The sequence below is a fragment of the Asticcacaulis sp. genome (assembly GCF_035497195.1).
Taxonomy (GTDB): Bacteria; Pseudomonadota; Alphaproteobacteria; order Caulobacterales; family Caulobacteraceae; genus Asticcacaulis.
Genome location: NZ_DATJDZ010000014.1, coordinates 317,835 through 334,432, shown reverse-complemented (window position 1 = coordinate 334,432; position 16,598 = coordinate 317,835). Strand labels below are relative to the sequence as shown.

At 61.5% G+C, this 16,598-nt stretch carries 14 protein-coding genes; 3 read left to right on the top strand and 11 right to left on the bottom strand.

Features of this window, described 5'->3' with window-relative positions:
* The first annotated feature begins 64 nt into the window (after window positions 1–64).
* The gene (locus tag VL130_RS05595) at window positions 65–1,366 is read left to right on the top strand and encodes a folylpolyglutamate synthase/dihydrofolate synthase family protein (protein ID WP_325361747.1); all 1,302 of its coding nucleotides are present in this window, start codon (window positions 65–67) and stop codon (window positions 1,364–1,366) included.
* Here VL130_RS05595 and trxA read toward each other — a convergent pair.
* Genes trxA through VL130_RS05560 form a run of 7 tightly spaced genes read right to left on the bottom strand, consistent with a single transcriptional unit; the run spans window position 1,363 to window position 11,362 of the window.
* Window positions 1,363–1,689 (bottom strand): thioredoxin, encoded by a 327-nt coding sequence (trxA, locus tag VL130_RS05590; protein WP_018080668.1) that lies wholly within the window; start codon window positions 1,687–1,689, stop codon window positions 1,363–1,365. The two genes, VL130_RS05595 and trxA, sit on opposite strands and share 4 nt — an antisense overlap.
* Window positions 1,690–1,747: 58 nt before the next feature.
* Window positions 1,748–5,260 carry a double-strand break repair helicase AddA gene (gene addA / locus VL130_RS05585; protein WP_325361746.1) on the bottom strand — a complete coding sequence of 1,171 codons (3,513 nt, stop codon included), beginning with the start codon at window positions 5,258–5,260 and terminating at the stop codon, window positions 1,748–1,750.
* A complete protein-coding gene (gene addB / locus VL130_RS05580; RefSeq protein WP_325361745.1) occupies window positions 5,257–8,280 on the bottom strand; it encodes a double-strand break repair protein AddB in 3,024 nt (1,007 codons plus the stop codon). The genes addA and addB overlap by 4 nt, the downstream gene beginning before the upstream one ends.
* Window positions 8,277–8,987 carry an N-acetylmuramate alpha-1-phosphate uridylyltransferase MurU gene (gene murU, locus VL130_RS05575; protein ID WP_325361744.1) on the bottom strand — a complete coding sequence of 237 codons (711 nt, stop codon included), beginning with the start codon at window positions 8,985–8,987 and terminating at the stop codon, window positions 8,277–8,279. The genes addB and murU overlap by 4 nt, the downstream gene beginning before the upstream one ends.
* Complete coding sequence (amgK, locus tag VL130_RS05570) at window positions 8,984–10,063, bottom strand: N-acetylmuramate/N-acetylglucosamine kinase AmgK (RefSeq protein ID WP_325361743.1); 1,080 nt, start codon at window positions 10,061–10,063, stop codon at window positions 8,984–8,986. The genes murU and amgK overlap by 4 nt, the downstream gene beginning before the upstream one ends.
* Before the next feature lie 8 nt (window positions 10,064–10,071).
* Window positions 10,072–10,545: a tRNA (adenosine(37)-N6)-threonylcarbamoyltransferase complex ATPase subunit type 1 TsaE gene (gene tsaE, locus VL130_RS05565; protein ID WP_325361742.1), complete on the bottom strand. Its 474-nt coding sequence runs from the start codon at window positions 10,543–10,545 to the stop codon at window positions 10,072–10,074.
* Entirely contained in the window at window positions 10,538–11,362 is an 825-nt protein-coding gene (locus tag VL130_RS05560; protein ID WP_325362376.1) for a GNAT family N-acetyltransferase, read from the bottom strand. The genes tsaE and VL130_RS05560 overlap by 8 nt, the downstream gene beginning before the upstream one ends.
* Before the next feature lie 118 nt (window positions 11,363–11,480).
* Between VL130_RS05560 and VL130_RS05555 the strand changes: the two genes are divergently transcribed.
* Both VL130_RS05555 and VL130_RS05550 read left to right on the top strand, forming a co-directional pair.
* On the top strand, window positions 11,481–11,648 hold the full coding sequence (locus VL130_RS05555) for a hypothetical protein (protein WP_325361741.1): 168 nt from the start codon (window positions 11,481–11,483) through the stop codon (window positions 11,646–11,648).
* Window positions 11,649–11,794: 146 nt separating this feature from the next.
* Window positions 11,795–12,667 (top strand): hypothetical protein, encoded by an 873-nt coding sequence (locus VL130_RS05550; RefSeq protein ID WP_325361740.1) that lies wholly within the window; start codon window positions 11,795–11,797, stop codon window positions 12,665–12,667.
* 144 nt (window positions 12,668–12,811) lie between these two features.
* Here the strand turns inward: VL130_RS05550 and VL130_RS05545 are convergent, their stop codons facing one another.
* The 4 genes from VL130_RS05545 to VL130_RS05530 are packed head-to-tail and all read right to left on the bottom strand — an operon-like array spanning window position 12,812 to window position 16,583.
* Complete coding sequence (locus VL130_RS05545; protein ID WP_325361739.1) at window positions 12,812–13,087, bottom strand: ATP synthase F1 subunit epsilon; 276 nt, start codon at window positions 13,085–13,087, stop codon at window positions 12,812–12,814.
* A 2-nt stretch (window positions 13,088–13,089) separates the two neighbouring features.
* Entirely contained in the window at window positions 13,090–14,538 is a 1,449-nt protein-coding gene (gene atpD, locus VL130_RS05540) for a F0F1 ATP synthase subunit beta (protein WP_325361738.1), read from the bottom strand.
* A 47-nt stretch (window positions 14,539–14,585) separates the two neighbouring features.
* Window positions 14,586–15,689 (bottom strand): phytanoyl-CoA dioxygenase family protein, encoded by a 1,104-nt coding sequence (locus tag VL130_RS05535; RefSeq protein WP_325361737.1) that lies wholly within the window; start codon window positions 15,687–15,689, stop codon window positions 14,586–14,588.
* A gap of 18 nt (window positions 15,690–15,707) precedes the next feature.
* Complete coding sequence (locus VL130_RS05530) at window positions 15,708–16,583, bottom strand: F0F1 ATP synthase subunit gamma (RefSeq protein WP_325361736.1); 876 nt, start codon at window positions 16,581–16,583, stop codon at window positions 15,708–15,710.
* Window positions 16,584–16,598 lie beyond the last annotated feature (15 nt).

Below are 16,598 nucleotides of genomic sequence, written 5' to 3'. Positions count from 1 at the left end.
TTTTTATTGGAAAAGACAAGATGTGGGGTCGCAGACCCCACGCCCCATGACATAAGATGAGCCTATGACCGACCGCTTACTCCCCTTCGACGCCCCGCTTGAACGCCTGAAAGCCCTGCATCCCAAGCTGATTGACCTCAATCTCGACCGGATGCTGCGCGTCTGCGAGGCCCTGGGCCGACCACAGGACAAGCTGCCGCCGGTCGTCCATGTGGCGGGCACCAACGGCAAGGGCTCGACCATCGCCCTGCTGCGCGCCATGGCCGAGGCGCAAGGCCTGAAGGTTCACGTCTATACCTCGCCGCACCTCGTCCGCTTCGCCGAACGTATTCGGCTGGCGGGCACCCTGATTGATGAGGATTATCTGGCCGATTGCCTGAACCGCGTCGAAATCGCCAATGCCGGCCAGCCCCTGACCTTCTTTGAATCGACCACCGCCGCGGCCTTTCTCGCCTTTTCGGAAACGCCCGCCGACCTGCTGCTGCTCGAAACCGGCCTTGGCGGTCTGCTCGACGCCACTAATATCATCGGGCATCCGAAACTCACCATCATCACGCCTATCGATTACGATCATCAGGCCTTCCTCGGCAACGATCTCAAGACCATCGCCAGCCAGAAGGCCGGCATCTTCAAACGCGGCATGCCGGCCCTCTCCGCCCGCCAACCGGACGAGGCCGCGCAGGCGCTGGAGCGGCAAGCCATGAAGCTCGGTGTGCCGTTGACCAGTATGGGCCAGGGCATCGACGCCTGGCGCGAAGGCGATCGCCTGATCTTTCAGGACGAAAATGCGCTATACGACCTGCCACGCCCCAGGCTGGCCGGTGAGCACCAAATCGAAAACGCCGCACTGGCCATCAAGGCGGCACTGATGTTGGGCATCCCCACGGAAGCCATCGAAACCGGGCTGAAGGCCGCGCAATGGCCGGGGCGCCTGCAAGCGTTCAAGGCCGGCCCGCTCTATGAAGCGCTCGATAATAAAGCCTCCGAACTCTGGCTTGACGGGGGTCACAATCCCCATGCCGCACGCGCCTTGCGCGAATTCATCGACCAGCAGCAGGCGCGCGATCCAAAACCGCTGCACCTGATCTGCGGCCTGATCAACACCAAGGACGCCGCCGAATTTTTCGCGCATTTCGCCGGACTGGAGGCGCACATATCCTGCGTTCCGTTCAGCAGCGACGCCGCCATTCCCCCCGCCGAACTGGTGCAGGCCGCCCAAAGCAAAGGGCTTGAAGCGGTTGTCGCCTCAAGCCCTCTGGATGCGATAGAAGCTCTGCCGCACGGCCCCCTGCGGGTGCTGATCTGCGGCTCGCTGTATCTGGCCGGTGACTGCCTGGCGCTGTCGCCAGACACATATCCGACCTAGGCGATTTGGTTTTCGCCCAGCCATTCAAGCAACTTGGCCTTCGGCATGGCGCCGACCTTCATCGAGGTCATCTGGCCATTCTTGAACAGCATCATGGTCGGGATGCCGCGCACACCAAAGCGCGAAGGGGTCATTGGCGAATCTTCGATATTGATCTTGGCGATCTTGATCTTGTCACCCAGGCCCTCGGCCAGTTCTTCAAGGATCGGCGCGATCTGCTTACACGGGCCGCACCATTCGGCCCAGAAATCGACCAAGACAGGGGTATCGGACTTCAAAACGTCGGCTTCAAAGCTTTCGTCGGTGATCTTATGCGTAGCCATGGGAAATAATCCTCGGTGAACTTTTCAGCTTCATAGGTAGTGAGTCGCCGCTGATAAATCAACGATTCAAAATTTCACCAAGCCTGAGATTTACTAAAGCCTCACTTAAGGGCGTCAGCTTCGGCCCGTCGGTCCACAGCAGGGCGGCTTCCACGGTCTTTTGCGGATAGATTTGCCGCAGCAGGGCGACATAGCCAGCCATCTGGCGCTGATAGGCGATGGCGGCGTCCTCGGCGCGATCGGGCGCCGGGCGGTTGGACTTGTAATCGATGATCACCACGCGATCCGCCGTCACCACCAGCCGGTCGATGCGGCCGGAGAGCATGATGTCGCCGCCCTGCGCCGACTTGTCAGCCATTTGGCCGATCCGGCCGGCCAGCGCCACTTCCGGACGTGAATCGGGTCCGAAGGCTTCTGCGAAGCGCGCATCGCTCAGCACCGCCAGAACCGCACCGGCCATTTCGCGGCGCTGGCTGTCCGTGAGGTCGGGCTGGCGATCGAGATATTTTGCCGCCACATCGCCGCGCTTTTCCGTGGCGATGTCCGGCAGGATTTCAAACAGCTTGTGGATCAGATTGCCGCGCCGATAGCGACCAAGGCCATTCTGCGATTCCAGCGGCGAGGGCGCGCGTTCCTCTTCTTCGCGGTCCTCGTCGCCCATCTGCGAGATCGCCGCCCAGCGCTCGCGGCCGCGTTCGGCATCGACATCGGCCTGGGCGACGACCCGCGTCACGAAATCGGGCAGGATAACCTCCGGCGGCGCGATCGCGGCTTCTGCGGCCAGCGTCGCCGAGCGCTGACCATAGAGCCTGATCACGGCGGTCTGCGCCTGTTCCAGATCATCGAACGGCGCTTTCAACGGCATGGCCTCAACCGTCGTATCCGGCAGGCGGGCGAAGGCATCGGCCAACAGGTCATACCACGGATCGAAGGCGTTATTCTTGCCGGCGGCCTTCTTGCCGGCATAGCCGCACAGGGTCAGGCGGTCGCGGGCGCGGGTCAGCGCCACATAGAGCAGACGGAGGCCCTCCTGCTCATCTTTAAGCGATTTCGCGTTACGGATTTCGGTGATATTGGCGGTATCGCCCTTGCGGCCGCCGGCGCAAAGATACATATCCCCCTCCTCGCCGCGCAACAGCAGGTCGTCCTTATTGGCGCTGGTATGCTGCGGCCCGATTGGCAGGATGATCCACGGCGCCTCCAGCCCCTTTGAGCCGTGGACGGTCATGACGCGCACGCTGCGGCCACCCTCTTCCTGCTCGCGCTTGATCTGCGCCGCCCGGAACTCGAACAGGTCAAGGCAGGTGGAAAGCCCGTTCAGGCCAATGCCCTCACCTTTCAGCGCCAGGGCCAGGGTTTCTTCCAGTACATCCTCGCATTCATCACCCAGCCGCGTCAGGAAGCGCTGCTTGATCGAACGCCCCTCATTATCGCGGCGATTGAGGACACGCGCCAGGAAGTCGAACGCCGTCAGGTTGTGCGCCGCATCCAAGGCCCAGCGCAGGAAAATACGCGCCTCGGCAAAGCGGCCGTCCGTATCAGGATGATCGCGCAACTGGCCCCACAGCGTGCCCTCGCGGCCCTGTGCCAGAGTGTACAGATCATCCTCGTTGAGATCGCACAGAGGTGAGCGCAGCACACAGGCAAGCGACAGATTGTCATTCGGTTGCAGGCAAAAACGCATCAAAGCGCGCAGGTCCTGAAAGGCGATATGGTCGCCTAGCTTGAGCCGGTCGGCGCCGGAAACCGCCACACCGGCGATCTTCAGTTCACGGATGATATGCTCGAACAGGGCATCGCGTTTGCGCACCAGGATCAGCACATCGCCGGCATGAAGCGGACGCGGCGTCTCGGTTTTCTTGGTGAAGACGGCGCGACCAGACTCGATCTCGGCCTTGATGGTGGCCGCCAGTTGCTTCGCCAGGCGTTTCGACGCCGGATCGCGCGCGCCGGCATCAACCGGCGCGACATCAACCTCATCAGCGGTCACTTCCGGCGCATCGATCGGCAAAACCAGCGGCCACAGCTCGACCAGTCCTTTGTGGAGATTGCGTTGCGCCTTGTGGATGACGACATTGCCAGTGAAATTCAGCGCGTGTGACAAATCAGGCGCGGGAAAAACGGCGTCAACGAAGCCGAGAATTTCCGGCAAGGTCCGCCAGCTTTCAATCAGGTCGGGCGCGACGAATTTTTGTCCCGCTTCCGTGATCAGCGCATCGAAATATTGGCCTTCTTTCAGGAAGATATCCGGCTGGGCGCCCTGGAAACCATAGATCGACTGCTTTTCATCACCGACCGCGAAAACCGTCCGCAAGGCGCTGGTTTGTCCGGCGCCGGTAAAGAACTCAGCCGACAACGCCTTGACGATGGCCCACTGATCGCCGGACGTATCCTGCGCCTCATCGACCAGGATGTGCTCCAGCCCGCCGTCGAGCTTGAACAACACCCAGACCGACATCAGATGATCGGATAGCAGAGTCTTGGTCCGGTTGATCAGGTCCTGGAAATCGAGCGCGCCCCTGGCCTTTTTTTCCGCCTGATAAAGGACGCTGAAAATAGCGAATAGCCGCAGACCATCAAGCGTATTTTCGGCAATTTCTGCCGCTTTCAACTGCTCGGCCAATGCCGCCACTTCAACGGCCATGCGGTCCATGAATATGGCGTCGCCCGGCGGCGTTTCCTTGGTATAGATGTTCTTGCGCAGGCTGCCTGACTTGGTGAAGAAGATGGTTTTCAACAGATCGAAATCGAGGCCCTTGCCGGCCTGATAGTCTTCGTAGAGCGTTAGGAAGGCTTGCCCCGCCTCCTGATTGGTCTTTGAGACGCCGGTGCTGAGAACGGCGGCGAGATCGCAGATAATCTCCCATTCCAGCCGGGCTTCGTAGGCATCGAGACATTCCACCGTCGTGCAGATACCTTCCAGACCGAGGCTTTGGAAAAGCGCCGTGGCCCAGTCACCCTTCGCTTCCAGTTTGGCAAAGGTCGCGGCGATATCCTCGTGCTGATGAATAAATTGCGACAGCAGCCGTTCAAAACCGGAAACCTTCAGCTTACGGATCAACCGGTCACGCGCAGCCATGACCTCCGCCAAATCAGGCGCATCAAGCGTCAACAGGCCGTCGCTGGCGGTCTTGGCCAGTTCACCGCCGATCAGATCATCCAGCACCTGAAACGCCGGAGACAAACCGGCTTCGAGCGGAAAACGCCGCAGCAGTTTTTCGCAGAAACCATGCAGGGTCTGGATCTTCAATCCGCCCGGCGTTTCCAGCGCCTTGGCGAACAGGGCGCGGGCGCGCGGCAGATCATGGACCGCCTCATCGATACTGGCGAGATCGCGCGCGAGGTCTTCATCAGGCGCAATGGCCCAGCCGCCGAGGCGCTCGAATAGCCGCCCCTGCATTTCGGCGGCTGCGGCCTTGGTATAGGTGACACAGAGAATGCGCTCCGGCTTCGCGCCGTTGAGCAACAAACGGGCGACGCGGTTGACAAGCGTCGAGGTCTTGCCGGAGCCGGCATTGGCGGTGAGGAAGGACGAGGCCTTGGGATCGGCAGCTATATTTTGGGCGTTCATTCCGAAAGCTCCTCTTCCGGGGACTCATCATCGCCCAGCACGCTCCATTCGTAGAGCCGCGCCAACTGATCGTAGTCACCCCCGCGTACTTTCAGGAACTGCGGCGCGGTCCACGACAGGTAGGGCTTGCCCGCATCGGCGTAATCCTCCAGCCGGCGGCGGAAACTTTCCAGCGCCTTGTCAGCCAGGTCGGTGGCGTTTTCGCCTTTCAGCACAGCATTTTTGGCGATCGTACTATCCGGCGACACGCGGATATAGAGCAGATCGCCAACCGGTTTCTTATGATCAATACCCGTGAAGCCGCCGTGGCGCAGTATGGCCGCGGTCAGGGTCAGTTGTGGATAGAACCCCGCCGCCACCGCCTTGGCCGAAGGCGGCTGACCGGTCTTGAAATCGAGGATATCGACGCCCTCGTCACGCACCTCGATGCGGTCGGACTTGGCGGTCAGGCTGAATTCGCCACGAGACGTTCCGAGCTTCAGTTCGCCCTGCTGCTCGATGACCAGACGCGGTTTGGCGGCGCGGCGCTCGGTTTCAAACGCCACGAATTCCCGCGCCATGCCGGCCAGCAAAGGCCGTTGCAAAGCCATCTGCGCCGGTGACAGATTGGTCGCTGCCAGTTCTTCTTCCAACATTTCAGTCAGGCGGCGAACGCCTTCATCGCCCAGCACACCCGCCTCGGCGAAACGTTCCAGGCTCTTGTGAATGGCCGTGCCGCGCTGGCGGGCCTCGACCGGCTCGTTCGGACGCTCCAGCGGCCGCAGATCGAGAATGCGGCGGGCATAGATGGCGTAGGGATCGCGGACAAAGACCTCGACCTGCGTCACCGGCATCGACATCGGCCGGACAGCCACCGGCGGTTTTGGGGCGGGCCGGACAGCCGGTTTCAAGGCTGGTGGCTTGATCTTCAACCCGGCGTCCATCGCCCGCGCCCAGTCAAGATAACGGCCGTCGGTCGGGATTTTCAGGCCCGCGCCGTCGCACAGGGTTTGCAGCCGCCACAGCCAGCGCGACGCCACCTGCGGTTCGCCTTCGCGGCGATGGCGGGTGATCAGGAAAACCTCCGGCGCGGCGGCCGCCTGCACGAAATCGTGCGCCGACAGGCCCGTGCGGCGCTCCGGCGTCGGCAGGCCCAGTTTCTGGCGCATCGGCCGCGACAGGAACGGATCAAGCGCCGGCGCCTGCGGCCAGACACCTTCTTCGAGGCCCGCCAGGATCAACCGGTCGGCCTTGACCAGCCGCGCCTCGATGGCCCCTAAAATCAGCAGGCGCGGATGGGTGTTGCCGCCGGTCCGCACCTTGCCCTGATTGATGAGATGGCTGAGAATATCGCCAACCTCATGCGTGCCGGAGAGGGTAAAACCGGCGCTTTCGCGGATCAGTTCGGCCAGCATTTCCGACGCCTGCAAGCCGGGCGCGCCAGACCACAGAACCTGCCCGTCATCCGCCGCCAGACTTTCCGCCAGGGCGACGATCCGCGAGACGGCGCGGCTGAGATCGCTGAAGGAATCCGCCCGCACCGGCGTCATGATGGCGAGATAGTCCGCCCACAGATCAATGGCGTTCTGATCGATGCGGTCCAGCCGGTCAGGCGTTGCCAGAATTTGTGTGATGGTCTCGGCGCTGACGGGCGTGGCCCCGCGCAAAATCCGTTTTTCCAGCCCAAACAGCCCGGCATGACCGGAAAAACGACAATAAGGGTGACCCAACAGGCTAAGCAGACGCACCGGATCGTGGGGCGCCTCCAACAGAGCCAGCACATCAAGCAGGAACCGGCCGGTCAGACTGTTGGCCAAGGGTTCACCTGCGGAGGAATCCGGTTGCAGGCCCCAGCGCGACAGCCGCGCGGCGACCCGGCGCGACAGGGCGATATCGGGCGTGATCAGCGCTGCCACCTTATCGGGCGTTTCCAAGGTTTCACGCATCAGCAGGGCGATAACCGAGGCGGCTTCTTCATCACGCGCTGTATGGATTTCGCTCAGGCCTTTCAAACCCTCGGTCAGGGTATCGCCTTCTTCGGCCTTGAGCACGGCGATCTGGGCCAGCCAGTCCTTGGTGGCTTCGGCGGGCCGGAGGGCTTCATTGAGGATACGCCGGCGGGCGTCGCCCTTGCGATCAGCTTCCAACGAGGCCGGCCAGATATGGACCTGTTCGCGCTTGACCTTATGACGATCCAGGGTGCGCTTCATCGTCCCCTGCGGATGTGACTCCTCGATCTGCGCCCAGACATCCTCAGCCAGAGATAAATCAAGCCCCGGCAACACCACGGCCCCTTGTTCGGCTGTCGCAACAATCTGCATCAGGTCGGCCATCGAAGGCGCCGAGCCGGTTGTGCCGGCCAGAATAAGCGGGGTGCAAGGCGGATGATCCGTCCACTGATCAACCAGCCGGCGGATAAGCGTCACCTGACGCTGCGACGGGTCCATCAGGCCCAGCTCTGCCAGCCGTTTCGGCCAGGCGCGCACCGCCAGATTGAGGAATTTTGCAGAAACCTGCCAGTGCTGCGCCCAGCCTTCGAGCGCATACTGATCCTGACCCAGACCGGAAACGAGATTTTCCAGCTTGTCAGTCGCGTCAACCTCTTCCAGGGCCAGGGAGTCAAAGAAACCAGCCAGGCTGTCGGCCAGTTCGAGCGCCAGCTTTGCCGAGATGTCGCGGCCGTCCAGCCCGTCATATTCGGCGGTGATCAGGCGCGCCAGCTCAAAGCGCCGGCGCAGGGGGGATAGCGCCGGCGGCAGATCCAGCGCCAAGGCTTCCAAATCGAACGGCGGTTCGCCTTCGTCGAGATCACCAATGGCGCGGATCTGCGGCAAGAGCAGCGCACCTGCGCGCGCCTGTTGCGAAAACGACCGCGCCATAGCCCGCGCGCCGCGCCGGGTTGGGGTCAGGATTTGTGCGGTCGAGAGACGATCACCCAGCGCCTCGCAGATGCCACGCGCCAGATCGTCGAGAAAGCACCGCCCCGACGGAATGGTGAACCAGCGCGGCCCTGGCCGGGCAAAGATATCCGGGCCGCTCATCCCTTGAGCCGGGCTTCGGCGAAATCACGGGCCTCCGGATCGCCGACGTGCATCCACTGGCCCTCGAACACCGTGCCATGGAGGCGGCCTTCTGAGGCCAACCGTCGCCAGATACGCGACAATGAGAAAGCGCCTTCCGACTCGGCGTCGACGATCTGCGGCTTGGTGATATGCACGCCCATATAGTTGAATGGGGCCGATGGGGCATCACCCCGGAAAGCCAGCCGGCCATCGCTCAGGAAAAAATCGCCCGCGCCATCGAAACCGTGGCTGCTCTCCATCGACGTAACCAGCAAAGCGGCATCCATCTCATCCGGATTCCATTGATCGCATAAAGCTTTCAGGGCCGTGCCGTCCGGTGCAGTTTCCAGCCAGACACTGTCGATATTGGCCACCCAAACCGGATCATCGCCGAGCATGGGACGCGCTTTTTTCAGGCCGCCACCGGTTTCCAGCAGGGCGTCGCGCTCGTCGGAAATGATGATATCGAGATCGCGGCGCGCCTTCAGATGCGCTTCCAGCCGGTCGGCGAAATAGTGGACATTGACGACGAACCGCTTCGCCCCCGCGGCACTCAGGCGATCAAGCATATGGTCGATCAGGGTGCGGCCGCCGACCTCGACCAGCGCCTTGGGGCGGTCGTCAGTGAGCGGACGCATCCGGGTGCCGAGGCCGGCGGCAAGAATAAAGGCGGTTTCAGGGATCACGACAGTTTATCTCCGAAACCATGACGCAGGAACCAGTCCCGCAAGCCTTCCATGCCCGGTTCACGGATATTGCGGGCGATATGGCCCCACATGCGCGGAATGAAGGCTTCATAGCGCGGCTTATGATAATGGACGACCAGCCGGGCGAAGATGCCAAGGATGCGCGCCTCGTTCAGGGTCGCCAGGGCGTTGTAATCCTGCATGAAGGCGGCGCGGTCGACCTGTGGGCGCAAGGCAAAATAATGATCGAGGCATTGCGCCTCCAGTTCGCGGGAAACATCGCGGCGGGCGTCCTGCAACAGCGACAGCAGATCCCATGCCGGGTGGGCGCGCAGGCAATCCTGGAAGTCGATCATGCCGACCCGCGCCACGCCTTCGCGCTGCGGCAGCCACAGCAGGTTTTCAGCATGGTAATCACGATGGATGAAGGTGGTGGCCCCGGCTTCGGCGCGTTGGCGCAGCGGTGCCCACAGCGCTTCCCATTCCGCGAGGGCCGCATCGCTTAAAGGATGGGACGGATCGTATTTCGGATACCACTCAACGAATAAACCAGCGCCGGTTTTCAGCGCCAGATCATCGTAACTCAGCAGAGGCCAGTCATGATCAAGGATCGCCGGTGGGGTCAAGTCGTGCAGGCGCGCCTGCGCCTCGATGGCGCTGAGGTAAAGCGGCGTTTCGTCCTCGCCACGCGCGATCAGCGCCGCGAACAGGTCGTCACCGAGATCCTCGCTGATCAGCAGGCCATTGGCGGCATCGACCTCGAAGATTTCCGGCGCGGAAAGCCCCTGCGCGCGCAGATAATGCGCGGCGCCGACAAAGGCCTCCATCCGCCCGGCGGCCAGCCGCGCCATAGCGTTATAACCGGAGGCCTGGCGTTCCTCGATCGTCTCGTTCAGGCGGCAGGGCTGGGTTTCCAGCGCCGGGGCCTGGTCCATCAGCATGAAGGTCGAGCCATCCTTGCGCACCAGGCGCTCATAACGGCGCGTCGAGGCGTCGCCCGGCAGGGGCTGGCGCTCGGCTTCTGAAAAACCCGCACTCTGCAGGAAACGGCGTTTGATGGCCTCGCGGTCAGTCATATTTTCGGTTAGTCCCTGAAGCGGCCCTGCGGCGTAAGCGTTACGTTTCGACCGCTTTTTAAATTGGTATTACCGGCCTCTTCTAGGACGATATCGAGACGGTCGTCAAAGCCCAAATGCCCCAGGCGCTGCGGCCATTCGATCAGCAGGACGCTGTGCGGCAGGGCGTCATCGAGCGCCAGTTCGTAGGATTCCTCCGGCGATTTCAGACGGTAAAGATCGAGGTGGACGATCTCGAAACCGGGGCCGTCATAGGTCTGCATCAGGGTAAAGGTCGGCGACGGCACATCCTGGTCGGGGGTCGTCAGGGCGCGGACAATGGCGCGGGCCAGCGACGACTTGCCCATGCCAAGCTCGCCTTGCAGGTAGAGGACATCACCGGCCTTGAGTAAAGGCGCGATGCGGCCGCCCAGCGCGATAGTGGCGGCTTCGTCGGGCAAGTGAAGGCTGTGCGGCTGGGAGAGATCAAGTATTTCAGGCATGAAAAACCTTATCCGGCGCTTCCGGCAGTTGCAACTCGACATAGGCCTTCAGGCGGCCGGTATCCAGACCTTCCGTTTGCGGATCGATCAATGGCCCGACCGTCAGGTCGAAACGCTTGCCGGCCTTGTTGAGGAGTTCGTGGAACAGGGTGATGTCGCGCAGTTCCTGCGAAAAGCGGTTGAACAGGTGAAACCAGAAGCTGTCTGGTCCGGCGACATGGACCGGCACGATGGGGGCATCATATTTCTGCGCCAGTGATACGGCGGTCGGCGCCCAGGCCGGATCGATCAGCCAGCCCTCGGCATTGCGTCGCGCCAGACGCCCGGCCGGAAACATCACCACGCAGCGCTCGCTCTCAAAAGCATCCTTCGCACCTTGCAACGTCACGCGGGTCTTTTCACGCGTCCGCTTGGCCTCGACCCATTCGACCGGGATCAACGCTTCGGCCAGGCGCGGATTGAAGCGCAGGGCGTCGGCATTGGCGAAGAAAATCGCGTCCGGCCGGCGCTTGAGAATGGCGTCATAGACCGCGATACCGTCGGCGATACCGGTCGGATGATTGCAGACAACGAGACAGCGGCCTTGCGCCGGCACCCGGTCAGACTGGCGGCTGACCACCTCAAGCGACAAGAGATTCGAGACATAATCCAGGCTTTCCGGGCCGGACATACCGGCGATGGCGTCGGCCATACGCACAGCCTTATGGCGGCCCAGGATCAGGTAAAGCACCGGCTTGACCACCGGCCACAGCGGCGACCGCACCAGCTTCGGCGCGCGCTCATAAATCAGTTCGTCGACGATATGCAGGTTCACGATGGCCTATGGGTGCTGTTTCTTTGTCGTAAACCGCTTCGGCTGTTTCCGGCAAGCCTGTCGGCTAACTGTTACAGCATACCGCTTGGCAAAGCGTAGATGTCTCTGTATGACAGGGGCCATGCCCGACGCCACGCACCATTCGCGCCTTCAGGACGCCGCTCTTGCGCCATCGCCGGTCAGTGAAGACCGCCGCCGTCCCAAGGCAATTGCCCCCTACGCCGGCCTGTGGATCGCGGTTGTTTTGTGTGTGGTTTTTGCACTCCTCGCCATGTTCCTGCAACGCTAAGGCGTAATATCTGCCCCCCAGGACGTTTTTCCGGGTGTTTTGCATCGATTTCTTATATTAACCATGTTGGGTATTCTGAGTGCGCGTTAAGGATTATAATCGATCCTGATGGTACGATGCTCTAACGGAGGCTTACGGGGGTGAGAATGAGCCGGAAATTCCTGCTGTGGGCTATGGCGCTGGTGGTCATACTGCCTACGCTTTTCGGTGTGGGCTACTGGTTCTACTGGGATCAGTTCCAGCGTTACGCGCCCGTCACCATCACCGCCCCGGCCGATATCGCCAGCATCCAGAGCCTGCTCGATCGCGCCGATTATGTTTCGCCCGATTTCCAGAAGGCCGTCCTGACCACAGGCCCCGCATCAGGCGTCACCACCGCCGTCACCCAACCGGTGGCCAAGCGCTGGGTCTATCTCGTCACCTTCCGCACATGTGAAGCCTGCCGCGCCTATGAAGAGACCGAATTTCCACGCCTCCAGGCGGGCGGTATCGAAACCCGCGTCGTGCCTTTTGCGCTCGCTGATAACGGAACCACCAAACAATCGACACCGGAAGAACGCTCGACCATCGCCGAGTTGTGGCTGAATCGGAGCTGGCCGCTTTACCTGCAATGGCGCAACACGCCGGCCGAAAGCTGGAAGGCGGAGAATATTCCGGTGGCGGATGACGATATGGCGCGATCGGGCGTGGTGTGGGCGTCGCGCGAATTCATCACCGAACTGGCGCCAAGCTTGCGCAACAGCAAGGTCAATGTCGCCTATCCGCTGGTCATCTGGCGCAATAAAAATAACGAACTGCGCGTCTGTAGCTGCACCAGCAACAAGGCCTATCACTTCATCCGCGAAGACCTGGGGCTGCCCGGCGATCTGGAGACCGATGTCCGCGACCTGCTGAAATTTCCCAAGCAGATATTGCCTTCCGGCAGCGAAAGTTCGGCGTCATCCTCCAGCCTCGCCCCTGCCCCGGGCCTGAGCGCCGGCGGCAATTACGGACCGGATTCAACCCCGTCCAGCTTCTGATCCAGACAACAAAGAAGCCCGCCGAGCGAACTCAGCGGGCTTCTTCAATTCTCACCACTCCACTATACCAAGGCAACGCTTTGGCAAGGCCAAGTGGCCACCGCGCCTGATGGCGCGCAAGCCCGCCCGGCTTGAGGGCGAAAACTAATGTACGTTTTCGCCGTATTCGTTGGCGTGTTCGGCCAGGATGGTCATGCCGTCTTCGTTGACGTCGGCGAAACCCCCGCGCACCTGGAAGACGCGCTTCGTCGTGCCGTCGAGGATGGTGACATCCCCTTCGGCCAGCGTGGTCATGAAGGGCGCGTGGTGCGCCAGGACGCCGAATTCACCTTCGACACCCGGCGCCACGACCTGATCGACCTCGCCCGCGAACAGTTCGCGTTCGGGCGTCACCAGGGAAACATGCAGTTTCTCGCTCATAATTACTTACCTTCGCCGGCCAGCTTTTCAGCCTTGGCGATAGCGTCTTCGATGGTGCCGACCATGTAGAAGGCGGCTTCGGGCAGGTGATCGTAATCACCGTTGCAGATGCCTTTGAAGCCCTTGATGGTGTCTTCGATCGACATCAGCACGCCCGGCGTGCCGGTGAAGATTTCGGCGACGTGGAAAGGCTGCGACATGAAGCGCTGGATCTTGCGGGCGCGGGCGACGGTCGCCTTGTCTTCTTCTGACAGTTCGTCCATGCCGAGGATGGCGATGATGTCCTTCAGCGCCTTGTATTGCTGGAGGATTTCCTGAACGCGCGTGGCGGTTTCGTAGTGTTCCAGACCAACGACGCGCGGATCAAGGATACGCGAGGTCGAATCCAGCGGATCGACGGCCGGATAGATGCCCTGTTCGGCGATCGAGCGCGACAGAACGGTGGTGGCGTCAAGGTGGGCGAACGAAGCGGCCGGGGCCGGGTCGGTCAGGTCATCGGCGGGAACGTACACGGCCTGAACCGAGGTGATAGAGCCCTTGTTGGTCGAGGTGATACGCTCTTGCAGACGGCCCATTTCGGTGGCCAGGGTCGGCTGATAGCCCACAGCCGAAGGAATACGGCCGAGCAGGGCGGACACTTCGGAACCGGCTTGCGTGAAGCGGAAGATGTTGTCGACGAAGAACAGAACGTCCTTGCCTTCGACGTCGCGGAAATATTCGGCCTGGGCCAGACCGGTCAGGGCGACGCGGGCGCGGGCGCCGGGAGGCTCGTTCATCTGACCGTAAACCAGCGTACAGCGCGAGGTGCCCCCGCCGCCGTGCTCGTTCACCTTGGATTCGATCATTTCGTGATAGAGATCGTTGCCTTCGCGGGTCCGCTCACCGACGCCGGCGAACACCGAGTAGCCGCCGTAGGCCTTGGCGATGTTGTTGATCAGTTCCTGGATGGTGACGGTCTTGCCAACGCCGGCGCCGCCGAACAGGCCGACCTTGCCGCCCTTGGAATAGGGACAGATCAGGTCGATGACCTTGATGCCGGTGACGAGAATTTCAGCCGAAGTGGCCTGATCGGCGAACGAAGGCGCGTCAGCGTGGATCGGATTGAAGAACTTGGTTTCGATCGGACCGGCTTCGTCGATCGGCTCGCCGATGACGTTCATGATGCGGCCGAGCGTGGCAGGACCAACCGGAACGGTGATCGGGGTGCCGAGGTCGGTCACGGCCTGACCGCGCACGAGGCCTTCGGTGGCGTCCATAGCGATGGTGCGGACGGTGTTTTCACCAAGGTGCTGGGCGACTTCCAGAACCAGGCGCGCGCCGGTGGCGGGGTTGGTGGTTTCCAGAGCGTTCAGGATGGCGGGCATACCGCCCTCGAACGACACGTCGACGACGGCGCCGATGATCTGGGTGACACGGCCTTTAGCGGCAGTGATCTTTTGTGGAGCGGACATGATTTAAAACCTTTTACGTCGATGTCTGTTTGGTTCGGATATTTGAATTACTTGTAACGCCTGTTTTCTTTCCAGCCGTGAAGCATGTAGTGCTGTTCTGCCGGGACACCGGCGCGCTTCACGTCCGGGTGCATCAGCAGGTACAGGTTCGCGTCGAAGTCTGCCGGCAAGGGCGGCGCCTGACCCGTATCGGGTACGTTGGCCTTAACGACGGGCGCCGTCATGGCCGGTGAAGCAGGGGCGGACGACGCTTTTACCAGGCTCTCATACGGACGCCCCAGATACATGTTGGGAACCAGTTGTTGCGTACTGATATCAACAATATCGTAAGCCTCGATATTCGACACCAACGGGTCCGAATGCGACGGCTGATAATAGACGCAATCCTCGAAGAAGTAATGCGTCACCTGCGACCAGCGTGTCTTTTCCGGATTGGTCTGCGCGCTGCCGCCATGCAGCAGGTTGGCGCTCCAGATAACCGCCTGGCCCTTTTTCGCGTGGAAATATTCCGGCTGGATACCGGACTGCTCCGCGAGGGCGCGCCAGACAGGCTCGAAAGGCCCCTGCACATCCTCGAAACGCTGCGCGCCGACATAACGGCCGAGCATGTCATTATGCAGCACCGGCCATTTATGCGAGCCGGGATAGTACATCAGGGGGCCGGCATCCGGGCCTATGTCCTCCAGCGCCAGCCAGACGCCGCACATGAAGCGTTCAGGCACGGATGAGAAATGTACCGTATCGGCATGGACATGCTGCTGCGTGCCAACCGGGAAATTCAGGGTCTGGAACGGAAACGCCTTGCGGCCGTAGAGCTTGCTCAGAAGATCGATGACGCCTTCATTGACAGCGATGGCGCGGACATCGGCATTGGTGTGCCAGGCGTTGGCCAGGCGCAGGCCATGCGAATTTTTCCAGCCGGATCGCCGCCATTGCGCGAAATCGAATTTTGGCGTCAGGTCGGCACGAATGCGTTCGATGCGGGCATCGAGTTCGTCATCCGGAAAATCGAATACCGCATACCCCTGTGTATTCAGCTGGATGGCGATGTCGCGTTCGAGATCGGTCAGACCCATGTCGGCGAGCGACGCGTTGAATAACAGAGATTCAACGTTCGGAACGCCTGGCAGGAGTTGCTGTGTCAGTGACATGACCGATCTCGACTCCGCTTACAGAGCTTCGGCGCCGGCGATGATCTCGATCAGTTCGGTCGTGATCTGGGCCTGGCGTTTACGGTTATATTTCAGGGTCATGGCGTTGATCATCTCGCCGGCATTGCGCGTGGCGTTATCCATGGCGCTCATCTGCGAGGCGTAGAAGCCGGCGTTGTTTTCCAGCAGGCTGGCCAGAAGCTGCACCGAGAGATTACGCGGCAGGAGCGTTTCGAGAAGCTCCTCCTCGGATGGCTCATATTCGTAGACCGCGCCCTGGGTATCTTCCACGGCTGAGAGATCGACATCGGCCGGGATCAGGCGCTTGGACGACGGCACCTGGGAGATGACCGACTGGAAGCGCGAATAGAAGAGGGTCACGACATCGGCGCGGCCTTCGGAAAATTCGCGGGCGATCAGGTCGGCGATCGGCGCCACCACGTCGATCGTCAGCACCTTGGTGCCCGACAGGTCGAAGGATTCGACGATCTTGTCGGCATAGGTGCGCTTCAACTGGTCACGGCCCTTGCGGCCGATACAGATGAGACGGACCTTGTTACCGGCGGCGGTTTGCTGGGCGATGAATTCGCGGGCGGCGCGGACGATGTTCGAATTGAACCCGCCGGCCAGGCCACGGTCAGCCGTGGCGACGACGACCAGTTGATGGGTCGCCGAGCCGTTGCCGACCAGCATCTGCGGAGCGCTGTCGCCCGTGATGCCCTTGGCCAGATTGGCGATGACCGCTGCCATGCGCTTGGCGTAGGGCCGGGCGTTTTCCGCCGAGTCCTGCGCGCGCTTGAGCTTGGCGGCCGCCACCATCTGCATCGCTTTCGTGATCTTCTGCGTGGCTTTCACGCTTCCGATCTGAGTGCGCATGTCCTTTAAGCTTGCCATTTTGTGTGACTAACT

Bases quoted from the DNA above. Each gene is read 5' to 3' on its own strand.
- VL130_RS05595 (WP_325361747.1), top strand. From the start codon at position 65: ATGACCGACCGCTTACTCCCCTTCGACGCCCCGCTTGAACGCCTGAAA.
- VL130_RS05535 (WP_325361737.1), bottom strand. From the start codon at position 15,689: ATGTCACTGACACAGCAACTCCTGCCAGGCGTTCCGAACGTTGAATCT.
- VL130_RS05530 (WP_325361736.1), bottom strand. From the start codon at position 16,583: ATGGCAAGCTTAAAGGACATGCGCACTCAGATCGGAAGCGTGAAAGCC.
- trxA (WP_018080668.1), bottom strand. From the start codon at position 1,689: ATGGCTACGCATAAGATCACCGACGAAAGCTTTGAAGCCGACGTTTTG.
- addA (WP_325361746.1), bottom strand. From the start codon at position 5,260: ATGAACGCCCAAAATATAGCTGCCGATCCCAAGGCCTCGTCCTTCCTC.
- atpD (WP_325361738.1), bottom strand. From the start codon at position 14,538: ATGTCCGCTCCACAAAAGATCACTGCCGCTAAAGGCCGTGTCACCCAG.
- addB (WP_325361745.1), bottom strand. From the start codon at position 8,280: ATGAGCGGCCCGGATATCTTTGCCCGGCCAGGGCCGCGCTGGTTCACC.
- VL130_RS05555 (WP_325361741.1), top strand. From the start codon at position 11,481: ATGCCCGACGCCACGCACCATTCGCGCCTTCAGGACGCCGCTCTTGCG.
- VL130_RS05545 (WP_325361739.1), bottom strand. From the start codon at position 13,087: ATGAGCGAGAAACTGCATGTTTCCCTGGTGACGCCCGAACGCGAACTG.
- tsaE (WP_325361742.1), bottom strand. From the start codon at position 10,545: ATGCCTGAAATACTTGATCTCTCCCAGCCGCACAGCCTTCACTTGCCC.
- VL130_RS05550 (WP_325361740.1), top strand. From the start codon at position 11,795: ATGAGCCGGAAATTCCTGCTGTGGGCTATGGCGCTGGTGGTCATACTG.
- amgK (WP_325361743.1), bottom strand. From the start codon at position 10,063: ATGACTGACCGCGAGGCCATCAAACGCCGTTTCCTGCAGAGTGCGGGT.